This window comes from Nonomuraea sp. NPDC049028 (assembly GCF_043197735.1).
In the GTDB taxonomy this organism is placed as follows: domain Bacteria; phylum Actinomycetota; class Actinomycetes; order Streptosporangiales; family Streptosporangiaceae; genus Nonomuraea.
Genome location: NZ_JBICTR010000011.1, coordinates 61,477 through 78,617, shown reverse-complemented (window position 1 = coordinate 78,617; position 17,141 = coordinate 61,477). Strand labels below are relative to the sequence as shown.

The window sequence follows — 17,141 nt, the reverse complement described above, 5'->3', positions numbered from 1 at the left end:
GGGGGTCGGGCACACCTGGTGTCCGACCCGAGGTCCGGCTGGAGCACTCCCGGGGTCTGGTCCGAGGTCCTATCTGGGGTCTGTCTCCAAGTGGGCGATGAGGGCGGGGTCGGCGCGTTCGACTCGTACGGTGTCGCAGCCCACCCACTCGGCGGCCGACCACAGCGCGTCGCTGAGGGCGTCGGCCCACTTGGCGCCGGTGAGGCCCGGCTCCAGGCTGAGCTGTCTGGCCACCAGCGTGGTGCCGTCGCGGGCCGGGTCCACTCGGCCGATCAGCCGGCCACCGGCCAGCACCGGCATCGTGAAGTAGCCGTGCACCCGCTTGTGCTTGGGTACATAGAGCTCGAGCGTGTAGTTGAAGCCGAAGACCCGCTCGGTCCGGCCGCGATGCCAGATGAGCGAGTCGAACGGCGACACCAGCGTCGTCCGGTGCCGCCCGCGCGGCGCCGACTCCAGAGCCGCCGGATCGGCCCACGCGTTGGTCTGCCCCCTGGTCGAGGGCCAGCCGGTCACGCGTACGGGCACCAGCCCCGTGGCCCCGCTGAGCAGCGTCTCGTCGAGGATGGCGGCGAACCTCCCCTTGAGCCGCAGGAAGTCGATCAGGTCGCCCCGGGTCGCCACGCCCAGCGAGGCACCGGCGATGGCCGCCAGCCGTACGATGCACTCCTCGTCGGAAAGGTCCTCGGCCTGGAGTTCGGCGGGGACCACGCGCTCGGAGAGGTCATAGACCCGGCGCCAGCCGACGCGGCGGCTGCAGACGAGCTCGCCGATGTCCAGCAGCCATTCCAGGCCGATCTTCGAGTCGGACCAGTCCCACCAGGGGCCGCCGTTCTTGGCGCCGCCGACGTCGGAGGTGGTGAGCGGGCCCGAGGCGCGTACCTGCTCCAGCAGCTTGTCCACGTGGTCGGGCACCTCGTGCCAGCGGTAGCGACGATTGCGGTAGGCGCGCCGCCTGAAGGAGTAGAGGGGCCAGTGCTCGATCGGCAGGATGCAGGCGGCGTGGCACCAGTATTCGAAGCTCTGGGCGGGATTGTGCCAGTAGGCCCGCTCGACCTTGGGCCTGCCCACCGCGCCCAGGCGCGCGTAGGCGACGAGCTCGTGGGAGCGGGCCAGGACCGAGATCGTGTCGAGCTGGATCGCGCCGAGCCTGCGGAGCATGCCGTGCACGCCGCCTCGGCGGGCGTCGGCGCCGAGCAGGCCCTGGGCGCGCAGGATCAGCCGCCGCGCCTCGTCGGCCGTCAGATCCGTCATATCAGCACATTGGTACGGCTATGCATGCCGCGATGCTAGCGGCGGCCACCGACAGAAACCGACGGGAGGAAAAGAGGAGACGATGGCCCGCCGCCTGATGCCCGGCATGGGCGGGCGTCCGCTGTGACGCCTGGACGAGCGATGGCCCGTCGTGTGACGCCCGTATGAGACGCATGAGAGAGGTCCGCCGCGTGGCGCCCGCATGAGACGCATAAGAGAGGCCCGCCGTGTGACGCCCGCATGAGAGGGGTCGCTGCGATGCCCGGATGGGCGATGGTCCGTCCGCCCGCGTGACGCGCACGGGAGCGGGGTCCGCCGCGTAGCGCGCGTACGCGAGCGGCGGCCTTCCGCGTCTGTGTCGGAGGCTCAGGCGGCCTGGAGGGGTAGGGTGCCGGAGGTTCGGGCGTCCCCGAGGTTCGCCGGAGGCTCAGCGGTGGTCTTCCGCGTTGAGTCCCGCCCTGGGCGCGTCGATCACGACGTCGGTGAAGATGTCGAAGACGAGGGCGAGGATTCCGCCCACGACGAACACTCCGGCGCCGATCCAGATGAGCGTCCAGTTGGCGGCGGTCATCCCATAGCCGGCGACGACGGTGCCGAGCAGCATCACGGTCACCGCGAGCCATGAGGACGCGCGGCCGCCATGGTTACCGAGATTCTCCGTGTGCTCTGACTTGCGCCCCTCAACCATCACAAATCCTTCCCTTTGCCGGATATCCCGCTAACGGTGCAAACCACGGGCTTACCGGCATACGCTCTGCCTGAACCCCATTCTCCCAGACATGCCCGACGCTCTCGTCGTCGCGGTGGCTGTGTCTGGTTGCTGAACCGCCTACGATGGCAACGGGGAAGTTTGTCTCAGCCTCTCCTCCTGGCGGCGCCGCCGGGGTAGACCTGCGAGGAGCTTTACATAAAGTGGCAGCCATTCTCGACAAGATCCTACGTGCCGGCGAAGGCAAGACCCTGCGCAAGCTCAAGCGGATCGCCGATCAGGTCAACTCCATCGAGGACGACTTCACGAGCCTGTCCGACGCGGAGTTGCGCGCTCTGACGGACGAATTCAAGCAGCGGCTCGCGGACGGCGAAACCCTCGACGATCTGCTTCCCGAAGCGTTCGCGACCGTGCGCGAGGCGGCCCGCCGCGTGCTCGGTCAGCGTCACTTCGACGTGCAGATCATGGGCGGCGCGAGCCTTCACATGGGCAACATCTCGGAGATGAAGACCGGCGAGGGCAAGACCCTCACCTGTACTCTCCCTGCCTACCTCAACGCGCTCGCCGGCAACGGCGTCCACGTCATCACGGTCAACGACTACCTGGTCAAGGTCGGCGCCGAGAACATGGGCCGCATCTACCGATTCCTCGGTCTCGAGGTCGGCATGATCCTGGCCGGGCAGGCCCCGGAAGAGCGGCGCAAGCAGTACGAGGCGGACATCACCTACGGCACCAACAACGAGTTCGGCTTCGACTACCTGCGCGACAACATGGCGTGGTCGCTGGACGAGTGCGTGCAGCGCGGCCACCACTTCGCGATCGTCGACGAGGTCGACTCCATCCTCATCGACGAGGCGCGCACCCCGCTGATCATCTCCGGCCCGGGGGAGCAGTCGGGTAAGTGGTACACCGAGTTCGCCAAGATCGTGCCGCGGCTGCGTAGGGGCGTCGAGGCCAAGTCGCCCGACGAGGAGAGCACCGGCGACTACATCGTCGACGAGAAGAAGCGCACGGTCGGCGTGCTGGAGTCCGGTGTCGCCAAGGTCGAGGACTGGCTGGGCATCGACAACCTCTACAAGGCCGAGCACACCCACCTGGTCGGCTTCCTGAACAACGCTCTGAAGGCCAAGGAGCTGTTCAAGAAGGACAAGGACTACATCGTCGCCGAGGGTGAGGTGCTCATCGTCGACGAGTTCACCGGCCGCATCCTGCACGGCCGCCGCTACAACGAGGGCATGCACCAGGCCATCGAGGCCAAAGAGGGCGTGAAGATCAAGGACGAGAACCAGACTCTCGCCACGGTCACCCTGCAGAACTACTTCCGCCTCTACAAGAAGCTGTCCGGCATGACCGGCACCGCCGTCACCGAGGCGAACGAGTTCCACCAGACGTACAAGCTCGGCGTGGTCCCGATCCCGACGAACCGTCCGATGATCCGCAAGGACCAGGCCGACGTCGTCTACAAGACCGAGGACGCCAAGTTCGCCGCGGTCGTGGAGGACATCAAGGAGCGCTACGACGTCGGCCAGCCGGTGCTGGTCGGCACCACCTCGGTCGAGAAGTCCGAGCGGCTGTCCAAGGCGCTCAAGCGCCGCGGCGTCCAGCACGAGGTGCTCAACGCGAAGAACCACGCGCGTGAGGCCGCGATCGTCGCCGAGGCGGGCCGCAAGGGCGCCGTCACCGTCGCCACCAACATGGCCGGTCGAGGCACCGACATCATGCTCGGCGGCAACTCCGAGTTCCGCGCCGACCTTGAGCTGCGCCAGCGCGGCCTCGACCCGCTCGAAACGCCAGAAGAATACGAGAAGGCGTGGCCCGAGGCGCTCGAGAAGGCCAAGGCGGCCGTCAAGGCCGAGCACGACGAGGTCACCGAGCTCGGCGGCCTCTACGTCCTCGGCACCGAGCGGCACGAGTCGCGCCGCATCGACAACCAGCTCCGCGGTCGTTCCGGCCGCCAGGGCGACCCGGGCGAGTCGCGTTTCTACCTCTCGCTCGGCGACGACCTGATGCGCCTGTTCAACTCGGCCAGGGTCGAGATGATCATGACCAGGCTCAACATCCCCGACGAGCAGCCGATCGAGTCCGGCATCGTCTCCAAGGCCATCGCCTCCGCCCAGCACCAGGTCGAGCAGCAGAACTTCGAGATCCGCAAGGAAGTTCTCAAGTACGACGAGGTCATGAACCGGCAGCGCAAGGTGATCTACGCCGAGCGCCACCGCGTGCTGGAGGGCGCCGACCTGCACGAGCAGGTGCAGGGCTTCATCGGCGAGGTGATCGACGGCTACGTCGCGGGCGCCACGGCCGAGGGCTTCGCCGAGGAGTGGGACCTCGACAAGCTGTGGAAGGCGTTCGGCGAGCTCTACCCGGTCACGGTCACCATCGACAACGTGGTCGAGGAGGCCGGCGGCCGCGAGGAGCTCAGCGCCGAGTTCATCAGCACGAAGATCAAGAAGGACGCGCTGGAGGCATACGCCAGGCGTGAGGAGGAGCTCGGCGCCGACGCCACCCGCGAGTTCGAGCGGCGCGTCATCCTGTCGGTCCTGGACCGCAAGTGGCGCGAGCACCTCTACGAGATGGACTACCTGCGCGAGGGCATCGGCATGCGGGCCTACGCGCAGAAGGACCCGCAGATCGAATACCAGCGCGAGGGCTTCGAGATGTTCGCCGCGATGCTCGAGGGCATCAAGGAGGACTCGGTCGGCTTCCTGTTCAACATCGAGGTCGAGGTTCAGGAGAACCCGATCGTCGAGGAAGAGGACGCGATGATGGCGGAGACCCGCTCGATCATCGCGCGCGGCCTGCGTGGGCCCGAGCGGCCCGCCGAGCTCGAATACTCCGCGCCGGGTGAGGCGGGCGAGGTCGAGCACACCCGGGTCCGCAGCACGTCGGCCGAGCGCGCCGCCTACGGCAACGTCGAGCGCAACGCGCCCTGCCCCTGCGGCTCGGGCAAGAAGTACAAGCGCTGCCACGGCGATCCCAAGAACGCCCAGGCATAACGCACCGGTCCGGTTCTGGAAGAAGGCCCTCGCCTGTCGGCGGGGGCCTTCTTCCGGTTGTCAGGCGGTTTCGAAGTCTTGTCAGGCGGTTTCGAAGTCCGTGCACAGCCATTGGACGCCGCGCCGCTCAAGCCGTACGGCGAGTACGTGGCTGCGTTCGCCGCAGTGGACGAGGAGGCACATCTCGACCGCGCCGTCCTTGGGCTCCTTCACGTGCGGGCTCCCCACGAACGGCGCTCGTTTCGTCTCGATCATCCGCCCCGCCTTGACGAGGTCGCGGTAGGCCCGGTCGGTGAGCCGGTCGGCGACGCTCTCGGGCGGCCGCCGCCCCGAGAGCACCTCGGCCAGTGCCTGCCCGAGCAGTCGCAGCTTGCGCTCGTCGGGACCGACTCCCGGCGGTCCCCACACGAGCGGGTCGGAAACGGCGGCGTGCGGAAGGGATGACATGGGGCCTCCGATGTCATAGGGGGAGAGGGACAGTACAAGGAGTTTCCGGCCCGGCCCCCGAATACATCACCCACCAACTTTCCCGCTCAGCCCACCGATTCGAGGTGATTGGCGAGAAAGATCACCGGAAGTTGGAGTGGTGCTGAGCGGTGCTATCTGGGATTTCGGTCCTGCGCCAGTCGCCTATGGGCTGTCTCCAACGAATTCGGGCGGCCTCTATCGTCGGAGCCACTGATGTCGATTCGGGTGTCGCGGTCCGTAATCCATCTGCGGCGCTGTGTGGCAATCAATGGCTAAGCGCACAGGGACATACCACCAAACGTGCGGAGATGATCAGTATGTCGGGGACGGCTGCTAGGTTGCGGCGGCATGGCGAAGTCCTCCCGGCAGAAGCCGCCGTGCCTTTATGTGATCGATGAAGATTTCGTCCTGCCCGATCGGGGTGACGAGCAGGAAGGGGCGCCTGAGTCCGCGGTTCCCGCTGGTGATCCGGACGAGGCGGTGCGGCTCTTCCACTCCTACCGGCGGCTGATGGCGCAGATCCTCGGGTACGAGGAGGACCTTGCCGAGGTGGAGGAGAGTCTCGGCGTCGTGCTGCCTCCGGACCTCCGCGCGCTGTACGGCATCGCCGACGGTGACGGCGAGAATCTGTGGATCGACGCGGACCTGCCGCAGTTGCCCGTCGAGCATGCCACGTACAGCGACGACCGGCCCTCCCGGGCGCGGGCCACGCAGGCGGGTCCACGGGTGCAGGAGGACCGGGTGGTCGTCGGTATTTATTCACCCCCACCGCCCCGAACGCGACTGGCCGAGCTCAACGGACTGGGTCACCAGTTATGACGGTCCCCCCAGGAGCTACGAGGGCGGCTCGCCCGAGTCGACGTCTGGTTCGGGCTCTCGGCCAGGGGTCATGATGTTCAGTTTGCGGATGAGGAAACTGAACACCACGTAATAGACCACCCCATAGATCACCCCGAGCAGGAGGATGCCCGGCAGGTTGTGGGTGTTCGACTTGCTGGCGTTCAGCAGCATGTCCAGCAATCCCGCCGAGAAGCCGAAGCCGAGTTGCCCGCCGATGAGTGTGGTCAGCGCCATCGCCAGCCCGGTCAGCACAGCGTGTACGGCCAGCAGCACCGGCGCCACGAAGATGAACGCGAACTCGATCGGCTCGGTGATCCCGGTGACGAACGAGGCCAGCCCGGCCGACAGCATGATGCCGCCCACGGCCGCCCGCCGGTGCGGGGGCGCGGCCCGCCACATGGCCAGCGCGGCGGCCGGCAGCGCGAACATCATGATCGGGAAGAACCCGGCCATGAACTGGCCGGAGTGCGGGGCGCCGCCGAAGTAGCAGTTCCAGTCGCCGCCGAGGACCTGGCCGCCGACCTCGCACTGCGGCACCACGTACCAGACGATCGAGTTGACGAAGTGGTGCAGGCCGAGCGGGATCAGCAGCCGGTTGATCAGGCCGTAGATGCCGGTGCCCAGCGGTCCGAGCGTGGTCAGAGCCTCGCCCGCGTGGCCGATCCACTCGCCGAGTATCGGCCACACCCAGCCGATGAGCACGCCGAGGAGCAGCGCCACGATCGAGGTGATGATCGGTACGAACCGGCGCCCGCCGAAGAAGGCCAGCCAGGACGGCAGCTTGATCCGGTGGAAGCGCTGCCACAGCACGGCGGTGACCAGCCCGATCATGATGCCGCCGAGCACCTGGGTGGGGTTCTGCATGCCGTAGTTGATGATCTCCTTGATGCTGCCCTGGGGCTGGACCGCCTTGATCAGGACCGTGTCCCTGATCGCCGAGCCGAAGAACATCACCTTGGTCACGCGGTCGAACACCAGGTAACCGACCACCGCGGCGAGCGCGGTCGAGCCGTCGGACTTGCGGGCGAACCCGATCGCCACCCCCACCGCGAACAGCAGCGGAAGGTTCTCGAACAGCGCCGCACCGGCGGCGGCCAGCACCTCGGCGACCTGGTTCATCCAGCCGAAGCCGGCCACGTCGGCCAGGCCGCCCGGCTCGGCGCCGTTGGAGCCGAGCATGTCGGGCTGGCCGAAGCGGAGCAGCAGCGCGGCCGCGGGCAGGGCGGCGATGGGCAGCATGAGCGAGCGGCCCAGGCGCTGGAGCACGTTCATCACGCGTGAGAACGGCGAAGGCCTGGCGGCGGTGGTCTCGTTCACCGGGCGTTCCTCCGGGTCGGGCCCTCAGCCCCGTCTGGTGGGCATTTCCAGAATGGTGCGCAGCTGGTAGCGGTCCGCGCGATAGGTGGACACGCCCAGCTCCGCGCAGATGCCGCCGGAGAAGGATCTGCGCTGCAACAGTAGTACGGCCCCGCCCCGGGGGAGCTTGAGCAGATCGGCGTCGCTCGGATCGGCGATGCCCCCGTCGATGGTCAGCTCGCCGGCGTCCATGACCAGCCCGTAGCGGCTCTCCAGCAGCTCGTAGAGCGACCTGCCCGACAGGTCGTGCTCGGCCAGGTCGGGCGCGAGCTTGACCGGGATGTGCGCGCGCTCGATGGACAGCGGTTCGCCGTCGGCGGTGCGCAGCCGCTCGATGAAGTGCACTTCCTCGCCCGGCTGGATGCCCAGCTCCTTGGCCAGGTGGGCGCTGGCGCGTACGACCCGCCGGTCGAGGTCGCGCGAGCCCGGCTCCATGCCGCGCGCCCGCATGTCATCGCTGAACGAGGTGAGCTGCAGCGCGAGCTCGATCTTGGGTCTGGCCACGAACGTGCCCTTGCCCGGCACCCGGTGCAGGCGGCCCTCGGACACCAGGTGGTCGACCGCCTGCCGGACTGTCATCCTGGAAAGGCCGAAGCGCTGGCACAGCTCGCGCTCCGACGGGATGGCGGCGCCGATGCTCAGCTCGTCGCTGTCGATCAGGTCCAGCAGGATCTCGCGCAGCTGGAAGTACTTGGGCACCGGGCTGTCCGGATCGATGTGCGCCACGGATCCTCCCCTCGATCTGACCTGGGCGATGGGCTATGGTTCGTACTGGTCTAGTCCGGACTAGACCACATGTCGCAAAACAGGGTCAAGTCTGCCCGGTAACGATTTGAGGGATGATGACCACCAAGATGCGCAGCGAGATCGCCGAGCAGCCTGAGGCGCTGCGGGCCACGCTCGACTCCCTGCTCCCCAGGGTCGACGAGGTGAGAGCACTGGGCGAGCGGACCCGCCAGCTCCTGTTCATCGCGCGTGGCACCTCCGACAATGCCGCAGTCTACGGCCGCTACCTGGTCGAAGCCCACGCCGGGCGGCTGGCCGCGCTCGCCGCCCCGTCGGTCGCGACGACGTACAAGCGCAAGCTGGACCTCGACGGCGTGCTGGCCGTCGCCATCTCGCAGTCCGGCCGGACCGAGGAGATCGTCGAGACGCTGACCTGGGCCAAGGACTGCGGCGCCAGTACGGTCGGCGTGACCAACGGCGGCCCGGACAGCCCGCTCGCCCAGGCCGCCGACCTGGCGCTGTGCACGCTGGCGGGTGAGGAGAAGGCGGTCCCCGCCACGAAGACCTACACCACCCAGCTCGCCGCGCTGGCCGTGCTCGCGCTCGGCCTCGGCGCCGACGTGGACGCGGCCGACCTGCAGCGGGTCCCGGACGCGGTCGAGAAGCTGATCGCCGAGCCGGGCGACCTCGACGCGGTCGTCGAGGGCCTGGCCGACAAGCAGGGGGCCGTGGTCTCCGCGCGCGGGCTGGCCTTCTCCACCGCGCTGGAGACCGCGCTCAAGCTCAAGGAGGCGTGCTACCTGCACGCCATGGGCCTGTCGTACGCCGACCTGCTGCACGGGCCGATCGCCGTGGTCGACGCCGACACCCCCGCCCTGCTGGTCGCCGCCGAGAACAGCCCGACCCTGTCCGGTACGGTCGCGCTCGCCGAGCGCGTCGTCGCCGCGGGCGCCGCGGCCTTCACCATCGGCGGCGGCCCGGCGCTGGCCCGGGCGGGTACGGCGGCGCTCAACGGCCCCGACCTGCCCGAGTGGGTCGCGCCCATGGGCCTCATCGTGCCGGGGCAGTTGCTCACCGAGGCGCTGGCCCGGAGGCTGGGCATCGACCCCGACGCGCCGCGCGGGCTCAACAAGGTGACCCAGACCGACTGACGTTTAGCCTGGTCGTAACGTTACGAGGAGGACGGATGGCGGCTGATGCCAGCGCGATCATCGCGGGGCTCGGCGGTGCGGGCAACATCATCGACATCGAACCCTGCATCACCCGATTGCGTACGGAGGTGCGTGACGTCTCCAAGGTCGACCAGGCCGCGCTCAAGGCGGCGGGGGCGCACGGCGTCATGGCCGCGGGCAACGTGGTGCAGGTCGTCGTCGGGCCCGAGGCGGACACGATCGCCAGCGACATCGAGGACATCATCGGCTAGAGGGCGAGACCATGACGACTGTTCTCGCCCCGGTCGAGGGGGTGGCCGTGGGGCTGTCGGCGGTGCCCGACCCGGTGTTCTCCGCGGGCATGGTGGGGCCGGGAACGGCGATCGATCCGGCGCGGGAACCCGGCAAGGCCGTAGCCCCAATATCCGGGAAAATCATGAAATTGCATCCGCATGCCTATGTCATCGTCGGGGATGACGGCAAAGGCGTGCTGGTGCATCTGGGCATCGACACGGTCCAGCTGAAGGGGAAGGGCTTCGAGTTGCTCGCGGCCGAGGGCGACAGAGTTCGTGCGGGCCAGCCCGTGGTGGCCTGGGACCCGGCCGCGATCGAGGCCGGTGGCCGCTCGCCGGTCTGCCCGGTGGTCGCGCTCGACGCGCCCGCCGGTTCGGTGACGGCCGTGACCGGCGGGCCCGTACACGCCGGCGACGAGCTCTTCCTGTGGGACTGAACAGAGCTGTGGGGTAGGTGCCGGGGCCGGGTGGTCCGGACCGGTTGGACAAGGAGGAGTACATGGCCGAGCGCAAGGTCACCGTGGCGGCGGAAGTGGGCCTGCACGCCCGTCCGGCGGCGACATTCGTGCAGACCGCCGTCAAGGCCCCGATGGACATCACCGTGAGCAAGGGGGTGACCGGCCAGCCCGTCAACGGCAAGAGCATCCTGCAGATCCTGGGGCTGGACGTCCGGCAGGGCGAGGACATCGTGATCAAGGCCGAGGGTGAGGGCGCCGACGAGGTGCTGGACGCACTGGCGGCGATCGCCGGGACACCATGAACCTGCGGGGGGCCGGGGTCAGCCCGGGGATCGGGACCGGGCCCGCGTACGTGCTGACCGGGGCCGTCCCCGAACCCCCCGCAGGCTCCACCTACGAGGGCCCGCCGGAGCCAGAGCGCGAACGCGCGGTGGCGGCGCTCGGACAGGTCGCGGGGGAGCTGGAGGCCCGGGGCAACCGGGCCGGCGGCGAGGCCAAGGAGATCCTCAAGGCCCAGGCGCTGATCGCCGAGGACCCCGGGCTGGTGGTGGGGGTCAAGGCCCTGATCGACCAGGGCGTCGCGGCTCCTCGGGCCGTTTACCAAGCTTTCGCGAAATATCGGGACATGCTGCTGAGTGCGGGTGGGTACCTCGGCGAGCGGGTCGCCGACCTGGACGACATCAGGGACCGCGTGATCGCCCGCCTCACGGGCCACCCCCTGCCGGCCCCGCCACCCGTTCCGGGTACGGGTGAGCCGTATGTGCTGATCGCCGTCGATCTGGCGCCCGCCGACACCGCGTTGCTGTCGAAGGACGCCGTGGCCGCGTTCGTGACCGAGGCGGGCGGGCCGACCAGCCACACCGCGATCCTGTCCAGGGCGATGGGCGTGCCCGCCGTCGTGGCCTGTCCGGGCGCGACGGAGATCCCGGCCGGCACCCGGGTGCTGGTCGACGGCAACACCGGGGAAGTACGGCTGGAGCCCACCGAGTCCGACATCGCCCGGCACGTCAGCGCGCACGAGGCCAGGCGGCGACGCATGACGACCGGCGGCCCCGGCCGGACCCGGGACGACTTCCGGGTGCAGCTGCTGGCCAACATCGGCGGCCCGGACGATCTCGACGCGGCGCTGGCCACCGGAGCCGAGGGTGTGGGGCTGTACCGGACCGAGTTCCTGTTCCTCGGGCGGACCGAGGCTCCGTCCGTGGCGGAGCAGGAGGCGGCCTACCGGGCGGCACTGGCCGCGTTTCCCGGCGGAAAGGTGGTGGTGCGGACGCTGGACGCCGGCGCCGACAAACCGCTGGCATTCCTGCCGTCCGCCGCGCCCGAGCCGAACCCGGCCCTGGGCGAGCGTGGCGTGCGGCTGTTCGAGAGGTTCCCCGAGGTGATGGCCGCCCAGCTGGAAGCGCTGTCCGTGGCGGCGGCGGTGAACCAATCGGGTGCGGTGCGGGCCAGTGCGGCGGCGGCCGAGCTTCACGTGATGGCACCGATGGTCGCCACGGCCCAGGAGGCCCACTGGTTCGCCGACGCCTGCCACGCCAGGGGGCTCCCGCAGGCGGGCGTGATGATCGAGATCCCGGCGGCGGCGCTGCGGGCGGAGAGCCTGGTCACTGTGGTCGATTTCGTGTCGATCGGGACCAATGACCTGGCCCAGTACGCCTTCGCCGCCGATCGCCACTCCGCCGCGCTGGGTTCGCTGCAGGACCCGTGGCAGCCCGCGCTGCTCGACCTGATCGCCATGACCGCTACGGCCGCCTCCGACAACGGCAAGCCGTGCGGCGTCTGCGGGGAGTCGGCCGCCGATCCGGCCATGGCCTGCGTGCTCGTGGGCCTCGGGGTGTCCACGCTGTCCATGGGGGCCGCGGCGCTGCCCGCCGTACGGACCGGGCTGGGGGCGCACACACTCGACCAGTGCCAGCTGGCCGCCCAGGCCGCGCGGGGAGCGGCTACGGCGGCGCACGCCCGCGCGGCGGCCCGCTCCCACCTGCCGGGCCTGGTCGAGCTGGGACTCTGACCGGACCGGGAGGGCTGGGGCTGGGGCGGGGGCTCCGACCGGACCGGGTGGAAGGGGACATTTGTCGGCTGTGTGGCTCAGGGGTCCCGCGGCATGGATACCTTTGAGAGCATGTTTCGACGGACAGGCACGGCCGGGCTCCTCGTGATGGCTCTCGCGGCATGCGCCGGGGGTGGTGGCGGCCCGGTGGGTGCGGCTCCGGCGACCCGGCCGGAGGTGGCGCCTCCGGCCACGGTTCAGCAGAGCTCGTCGTCGGCCGGCCAGGGCAGCGGGTTGCCGGGCGTCCTGTCGAAGATGAGCGTGCAGGAGAAGGTCGGCCAGCTGTTCATGCCCGTCCTGTACGGCACGGGCCCCGGCAGCGTGTCGGGCGAGAACCAGGCGAGGTACGGCGCGCAGACCCCGGCCAAGGTGGTCGCCAAATACCACCTCGGCGGCGTGATCCTCTTCCCGGCGAACATCCAGGGTGTCGGCCAGGTCGTCGACCTGACCAACGGGCTGCAGCAGGCGTCGAAGGAAGTGCCGCTCCTGATCGGCACCGACCAGGAGAACGGCCTGGTGTCCAGGATGGGCGCGCTGATGACCGACTTCCCCGGCGCCTCGGTCATAGGCTCGACCAAGGACACCGCGAACGCGCGAGCCGTGGCCAGGGCCACCGGCGAGGAGTTGCGCGCGGTCGGCGTCAACCTGGACTTCGCCCCGGTCGCTGACGTGAACATCGACCCGAGGAACCCGGTCATCGGCAAGCGCGCCTTCGGCGACCAGCCCGGCGAGGTGGCCAAGATGGTGGCCGCGTCGGTCAAGGGCTTCAATGACGCCAAGGTCGCCGCCACCGCCAAGCACTTCCCCGGCCACGGCGACACCAATATCGACAGCCACACCGGGCTGCCGGTGATCAAGCACACGAAGGAGCAGTGGGAGCGGATCGACGCGCCGCCGTTCAAGGCCGCGATCGCCGCCGGCGTCGACGCCGTGATGAGCGCGCACATCGTCTTCCCCAAGCTCGACCCGTCACGCGACCCTGCGACGCTGTCCAAGCCCATCCTGACCGGGCTGCTCCGTAACAAGCTCGGCTTCCAGGGCGTGATCTCCACGGACGCCCTCAACATGGACGGGGTGCGCAAGAAGTACAGCGACGCCGAGATCCCCGTACGGGCCATCCAGGCGGGTGCCGACCTGCTGCTCATGCCGAACAACCTGCCCGTGGCCTACAACGCGGTGCTGGCGGCGGTGAAGTCGGGCAAGATCTCGCAGGAGCGGCTCGACCAGTCGGTGACGCGGCTGCTCAAGCTCAAGCAGGCCCGCGGACTGCTGCCCAAGGCGCCCGTGGCGTCGGCCGCGCAGGCGGCCAAGGTGCTCCGCAGCACGGAACACCGCAAGGTGGCCGCCCGCGCCGCCCGCTAGTACCAGGCCGCCCGCGTGCGCTTCAGTGCGAGCCCTTCAGCCCGCTCGCGATGAACATCGCGGCGAGCAGGGCGAACAGGAACGCCTGCAGGAACTGGATGAACATCTCGAACGCGGTCATCAGTATCGTCATCGCCACGCCTAGGACGCCGATGCCCGCGCCGAGCACGGTGAGCCGCTCGAACAGGAACCAGAAGCCGACCGAGCTGAAGAAGGCCAGCAGGAGATGGCCGGCGAACATGTTCGCGAACAGCCGGATGAAGTGCGTGAACAGCGAGTTGATGAAGGTCTCGGCGAGGATCAGCGGGGCGTAGATGCCGTAGGCCCAGCCGGGTAGGCCCTCGAGGTACACCACGCCCTTCAGGTAGCCGCGCACGCCGTGGTGCTTGACGCCGAGGAAGACCTTGACGACGTACACGCTGAGCGCCAGCCCGAGAGGGAAGTCGATGTGCGCGGCGACCGGGAACTGGATGAACGGGACGACGCCCATCAGATTCCAGACCAGCACGGTCAGGAAGATCGTGAGGAGCAGGCCCATCCAGCGGTCGGCGTCCTTGCCGAGATTGGGCTTGGCCACCTGTTCGCGGACGAACACGTAGGCGTACTCGCCGAGGTTCTGCCAGCCTCGGGGGACCAGTTTCGGCTTGGCGAAGGCGCCCCAGCACAGGGCGATGACGATGATCGAGGAGAGCAGGGCGAGCAGCGTGGGCTTGGTCAGCCATTCCGGCCCGCCGGGGAGTATCGGGTCGAAGTCGAACAGCTCCGTACCAGGAGCTTTGAACTCATCCGAGGTGATCAGGATCGTCGTCCGCACGGCGGTCCCTCCATGGGGTCAGCTCAATGGAACCTCACCATAGCCAGGGAATTTGGCCGTCTTTTATCCGGGGTTTGTGTGGGTCTGCGGGTGATGTGCGACGCTCAACTACCCTAGAACGGGATTCCAAGGAGGAGCCTTGATCACAGGGGTACTGATCGACTGGGGTGGCGTGCTCACCACCAGTCTCTCTGTCTCCATCGGCAAGTGGATCGAGGCGGACCGCATCGACGACCGTCACTACCGAGCCGTCATGCGCGAGCTGATCGACCAGGCCTACGGCGGCGAGCAGGAGAGCGTCGTCAACGCGCTGGAGCGCGGGGAGATCGACGGGGCCGCGTTCGAGCGCGACCTGGCCGCCCGGCTGCTCACCGTCGACGGGGTCTCGCCCGAGGCCGAGGGGCTGCTGGAGCGGATGTTCGCGGGCTTCGAGCGGGTCGAGGTGATGTACGACATGCTGCGCGACGTCAAGTGCAACGGCGTCAAGACGTGCCTGCTGTCCAACTCCTGGTCCAACGTCTATCCCCGGGACGACTGGGACGAGCTCTTCGACGCGGTCGTGATCTCCGGAGAGGTCGGCATGCGCAAGCCGGAGCCGCGCATCTTCGAGCACGCGCTCGGCCGGGTCGGGCTGCCCGGCGAGGCGTGCGTGTTCATCGACGACATCGAGGTCAACATCCTGGCCGCTCGGGGCCTCGGCATGGCGGGCATCCACCACCGCGACGCCGATTCGACCATCGCGGAACTCGAGACTCTGCTCCAACTTCCGTTGCGACGGGCATGATAGAGCCCTTGCACGCTGTGAAAGGTTCGTGATGCGCGTCTATTTGCCGTGCACGCTCCCCGCGCTGGCCCGAGCGGTCGAGGCAGGGGAGCTAGGCCCGGCCCCGCTGACCGGCTACGCGGTGACCCCCGCGCTGACCGAGTGGTACGCCTCGGGTGACACCGAGGAGCTCGAATACGTGGCCCTCACCGAGGCCGCCCGCGCCTCGCTGCGCCGGCTGGCCGCCGACCGCGCCGACGGCGTCGAGGCGGCCTCCCGACGGGTGGTCGTCGTCGCCGAGGTGCCCGACGGCACCCTCTCCATCGGCGCCGACCTGGAAGAACGGGCCCGAGTACGCGTGACGGCGCCGGTTCCGCTGGGCAAGGTGGCCGCGGTCCACGTCGACGACCTCTACGCGATCCCGGACATCCAGGCCGCGGTCGCCGCCCTCCCCGCCGCTGACGGAGGCGACGACGACGCCCGCTTCACCGTGGACGGCGCCGAGGCGCACGAGCTCATGTGGTTCGCCACGCAGGAGATTCCCGATCTGCTGCAGACACGTTAGGTACGCGTTAAATAGCTCACAGTACCTTGACCATTTCTTGAAACTTCTCGCTAAGGTCCAGACGGACCCCATCCCGGACTCAAGGAGTCGGTTCCAGTGAAGTTTCGAGTGACGGCCATCGCGGTCGGCGCGGTGGCGGCGGCCCTGCTCACGATCTCTCCCGCCAGTGCGCAGGCGACCGCGAAGCCGTACGACCACAAGGACCCCTACAAGACCGGCTGCGGCAACTCAGCCAAGATCGTGAAGACCGGCTCGATCAACAGCCGGGCCAACGGCAAGGTCGGCACGATCCAGCTCTGGTGGTCGGGCAGGTGCAAGACCAACTGGATCGAGATCAAGACGGCCACGTCCGCGTCCGGCAGCATCAGCGTCTACACCGCGGACGGCAGGTACGACCGGTTCGCCTTCAAGAAGGGCAACGGCGGCCGTCACTGGGGCAACATGCTCTCGGCCAACAACATGTGCGCCTGGGGCGGCGCCAGCGTCCAGTGGAACGGCGGCCGGGGCGGCCAGAACGGCGCCGGCACCACCGCCAAGGCCTGCGGCTAGCCGCACCTCTGTAGTGCGGGTCTGACCCGCAGTCACGGGTGAAGCCGCGGCCAACAGGCTGCGGCTTCGCCGTTCACCGGGATGTCACACCCGCCCGTTAAACTGATCGTGACATGACAAAGCACATCATCTGGGACTGGAACGGCACGCTGTTCCACGACATCGACGCCGTGGTCGGGGCCACCAACGAGGTCTTCCGGTCGTACGATTTGCCGCCGCTGACCGCTGACGACTTCCGCGCGGTCTACACCCGGCCCATCTGGGTCGCCTACGAGCGGCTGCTCGGCCGCCCGCTCAACGAGGGCGAGTGGGAGCTGCTCGACAACGGCTTCCATGAGCACTACTTCCGTCTCAGCGTCGCCTGCGGGCTGGCCGCCGACGCCGAGCTGTCGCTCACCAGCTGGACGGGCACCCAGTCGCTCTGCTCGATGGCCCCGCACACCCACCTGGTGCCGCTGATCGAGTCCTTCGGCATCACCCGGCACTTCACCAGGGTCGACGGCCTGGTGGGGCTGACCGGGGGCGAGAAGGCCGCGCACCTGACCGCGCACATCGAGGCCATCGACGTCGAGGCCCGCGAGATCCTGGTGATCGGCGACAGCGTCGACGACGGGCTCGCCGCCAAGCACGTGGGCGCCAGGGCCGTCCTCTACACCGGCGGCATGACGACGCGCGCCGAGCTGGAGGCCACCGGCCTGCCGGTCGTCGACACCCTCGCGCAAGCCCTCACCTATGCCTGAATCCCCCAGCAGGCAGCCCTGGGCGGGCAGATAGCCGTACCCTGGCTGGA

General features: G+C 68.9%; 18 protein-coding genes. 12 read left to right on the top strand and 6 right to left on the bottom strand.

Annotation, left to right across the window (positions count from 1 at the left end; all coding sequences use genetic code 11):
- Nucleotides 1-69: 69 nt before the first annotated feature.
- Both ACGFJ2_RS39355 and ACGFJ2_RS39350 read right to left on the bottom strand, forming a co-directional pair.
- Nucleotides 70-1,251 carry a DNA glycosylase AlkZ-like family protein gene (locus ACGFJ2_RS39355; protein WP_357949105.1) on the bottom strand — a complete coding sequence of 394 codons (1,182 nt, stop codon included), beginning with the start codon at nt 1,249-1,251 and terminating at the stop codon, nt 70-72.
- A 427-nt stretch (nt 1,252-1,678) separates the two neighbouring features.
- Nucleotides 1,679-1,939, bottom strand: coding sequence for an HGxxPAAW family protein (locus ACGFJ2_RS39350; RefSeq protein ID WP_393477276.1), 261 nt, complete (start codon nt 1,937-1,939; stop codon nt 1,679-1,681).
- 224 nt (nt 1,940-2,163) lie between these two features.
- Between ACGFJ2_RS39350 and secA the strand changes: the two genes are divergently transcribed.
- Nucleotides 2,164-4,956, top strand: a complete 2,793-nt coding sequence (gene secA / locus ACGFJ2_RS39345; RefSeq protein ID WP_357949107.1) for a preprotein translocase subunit SecA — start codon at nt 2,164-2,166, stop codon at nt 4,954-4,956.
- Between the two features lie 81 nt (nt 4,957-5,037).
- Here the strand turns inward: secA and ACGFJ2_RS39340 are convergent, their stop codons facing one another.
- Nucleotides 5,038-5,403, bottom strand: a complete 366-nt coding sequence (locus tag ACGFJ2_RS39340) for an Rv3235 family protein (protein WP_393477273.1) — start codon at nt 5,401-5,403, stop codon at nt 5,038-5,040.
- 369 nt (nt 5,404-5,772) lie between these two features.
- On the opposite strand from ACGFJ2_RS39340, the gene ACGFJ2_RS39335 reads away from it, so the two are divergent.
- Nucleotides 5,773-6,243: an SMI1/KNR4 family protein gene (locus ACGFJ2_RS39335; protein WP_393477271.1), complete on the top strand. Its 471-nt coding sequence runs from the start codon at nt 5,773-5,775 to the stop codon at nt 6,241-6,243.
- A gap of 15 nt (nt 6,244-6,258) precedes the next feature.
- On the opposite strand, the gene ACGFJ2_RS39330 is transcribed toward ACGFJ2_RS39335, so the two are convergent.
- Complete coding sequence (locus tag ACGFJ2_RS39330; protein ID WP_393477268.1) at nt 6,259-7,581, bottom strand: PTS transporter subunit EIIC; 1,323 nt, start codon at nt 7,579-7,581, stop codon at nt 6,259-6,261.
- Between the two features lie 24 nt (nt 7,582-7,605).
- Nucleotides 7,606-8,346, bottom strand: coding sequence for a GntR family transcriptional regulator (locus ACGFJ2_RS39325; protein ID WP_225295901.1), 741 nt, complete (start codon nt 8,344-8,346; stop codon nt 7,606-7,608).
- 116 nt (nt 8,347-8,462) lie between these two features.
- On the opposite strand from ACGFJ2_RS39325, the gene ACGFJ2_RS39320 reads away from it, so the two are divergent.
- The 6 genes from ACGFJ2_RS39320 (at nt 8,463) to nagZ (ending at nt 13,660) form a co-directional block, all read left to right on the top strand.
- Entirely contained in the window at nt 8,463-9,497 is a 1,035-nt protein-coding gene (locus ACGFJ2_RS39320; RefSeq protein WP_393477854.1) for an SIS domain-containing protein, read from the top strand.
- Between the two features lie 8 nt (nt 9,498-9,505).
- Complete coding sequence (locus tag ACGFJ2_RS39315) at nt 9,506-9,769, top strand: PTS glucose/sucrose transporter subunit IIB (RefSeq protein WP_263655705.1); 264 nt, start codon at nt 9,506-9,508, stop codon at nt 9,767-9,769.
- An 11-nt stretch (nt 9,770-9,780) separates the two neighbouring features.
- Nucleotides 9,781-10,227, top strand: coding sequence for a PTS glucose transporter subunit IIA (locus tag ACGFJ2_RS39310; protein ID WP_393477265.1), 447 nt, complete (start codon nt 9,781-9,783; stop codon nt 10,225-10,227).
- 62 nt (nt 10,228-10,289) lie between these two features.
- Nucleotides 10,290-10,550 (top strand): HPr family phosphocarrier protein, encoded by a 261-nt coding sequence (locus tag ACGFJ2_RS39305; protein ID WP_357949124.1) that lies wholly within the window; start codon nt 10,290-10,292, stop codon nt 10,548-10,550.
- A complete protein-coding gene (ptsP, locus tag ACGFJ2_RS39300; protein WP_393477262.1) occupies nt 10,547-12,259 on the top strand; it encodes a phosphoenolpyruvate--protein phosphotransferase in 1,713 nt (570 codons plus the stop codon). The genes ACGFJ2_RS39305 and ptsP overlap by 4 nt, the downstream gene beginning before the upstream one ends.
- A 111-nt stretch (nt 12,260-12,370) precedes the next feature.
- Complete coding sequence (gene nagZ / locus ACGFJ2_RS39295) at nt 12,371-13,660, top strand: beta-N-acetylhexosaminidase (protein ID WP_393477260.1); 1,290 nt, start codon at nt 12,371-12,373, stop codon at nt 13,658-13,660.
- A gap of 22 nt (nt 13,661-13,682) precedes the next feature.
- Here the strand turns inward: nagZ and atpB are convergent, their stop codons facing one another.
- On the bottom strand, nt 13,683-14,474 hold the full coding sequence (gene atpB, locus ACGFJ2_RS39290) for a F0F1 ATP synthase subunit A (RefSeq protein WP_357949131.1): 792 nt from the start codon (nt 14,472-14,474) through the stop codon (nt 13,683-13,685).
- A gap of 139 nt (nt 14,475-14,613) precedes the next feature.
- On the opposite strand from atpB, the gene ACGFJ2_RS39285 reads away from it, so the two are divergent.
- From ACGFJ2_RS39285 to ACGFJ2_RS39270, 4 genes are all read left to right on the top strand, one after another.
- A complete protein-coding gene (locus ACGFJ2_RS39285) occupies nt 14,614-15,258 on the top strand; it encodes an HAD family hydrolase (RefSeq protein WP_393477256.1) in 645 nt (214 codons plus the stop codon).
- Nucleotides 15,259-15,289: 31 nt separating this feature from the next.
- On the top strand, nt 15,290-15,802 hold the full coding sequence (locus ACGFJ2_RS39280; RefSeq protein WP_358179869.1) for a DUF6912 family protein: 513 nt from the start codon (nt 15,290-15,292) through the stop codon (nt 15,800-15,802).
- A gap of 96 nt (nt 15,803-15,898) precedes the next feature.
- Nucleotides 15,899-16,351: a DUF2690 domain-containing protein gene (locus tag ACGFJ2_RS39275; protein ID WP_357949138.1), complete on the top strand. Its 453-nt coding sequence runs from the start codon at nt 15,899-15,901 to the stop codon at nt 16,349-16,351.
- A 113-nt stretch (nt 16,352-16,464) separates the two neighbouring features.
- Nucleotides 16,465-17,091 carry an HAD family hydrolase gene (locus ACGFJ2_RS39270; protein WP_357949140.1) on the top strand — a complete coding sequence of 209 codons (627 nt, stop codon included), beginning with the start codon at nt 16,465-16,467 and terminating at the stop codon, nt 17,089-17,091.
- The last annotated feature ends 50 nt before the right edge of the window (nt 17,092-17,141 follow it).

Bases quoted from the DNA above. Each gene is read 5' to 3' on its own strand.
- ACGFJ2_RS39305 (WP_357949124.1), top strand. From the start codon at position 10,290: ATGGCCGAGCGCAAGGTCACCGTGGCGGCGGAAGTGGGCCTGCACGCC.
- nagZ (WP_393477260.1), top strand. From the start codon at position 12,371: ATGTTTCGACGGACAGGCACGGCCGGGCTCCTCGTGATGGCTCTCGCG.
- ACGFJ2_RS39350 (WP_393477276.1), bottom strand. From the start codon at position 1,939: ATGGTTGAGGGGCGCAAGTCAGAGCACACGGAGAATCTCGGTAACCAT.
- ACGFJ2_RS39320 (WP_393477854.1), top strand. From the start codon at position 8,463: ATGACCACCAAGATGCGCAGCGAGATCGCCGAGCAGCCTGAGGCGCTG.
- ACGFJ2_RS39280 (WP_358179869.1), top strand. From the start codon at position 15,290: ATGCGCGTCTATTTGCCGTGCACGCTCCCCGCGCTGGCCCGAGCGGTC.
- ACGFJ2_RS39270 (WP_357949140.1), top strand. From the start codon at position 16,465: ATGACAAAGCACATCATCTGGGACTGGAACGGCACGCTGTTCCACGAC.
- ACGFJ2_RS39355 (WP_357949105.1), bottom strand. From the start codon at position 1,251: ATGACGGATCTGACGGCCGACGAGGCGCGGCGGCTGATCCTGCGCGCC.
- ACGFJ2_RS39335 (WP_393477271.1), top strand. From the start codon at position 5,773: ATGGCGAAGTCCTCCCGGCAGAAGCCGCCGTGCCTTTATGTGATCGAT.
- ACGFJ2_RS39310 (WP_393477265.1), top strand. From the start codon at position 9,781: ATGACGACTGTTCTCGCCCCGGTCGAGGGGGTGGCCGTGGGGCTGTCG.
- ACGFJ2_RS39340 (WP_393477273.1), bottom strand. From the start codon at position 5,403: ATGTCATCCCTTCCGCACGCCGCCGTTTCCGACCCGCTCGTGTGGGGA.
- ptsP (WP_393477262.1), top strand. From the start codon at position 10,547: ATGAACCTGCGGGGGGCCGGGGTCAGCCCGGGGATCGGGACCGGGCCC.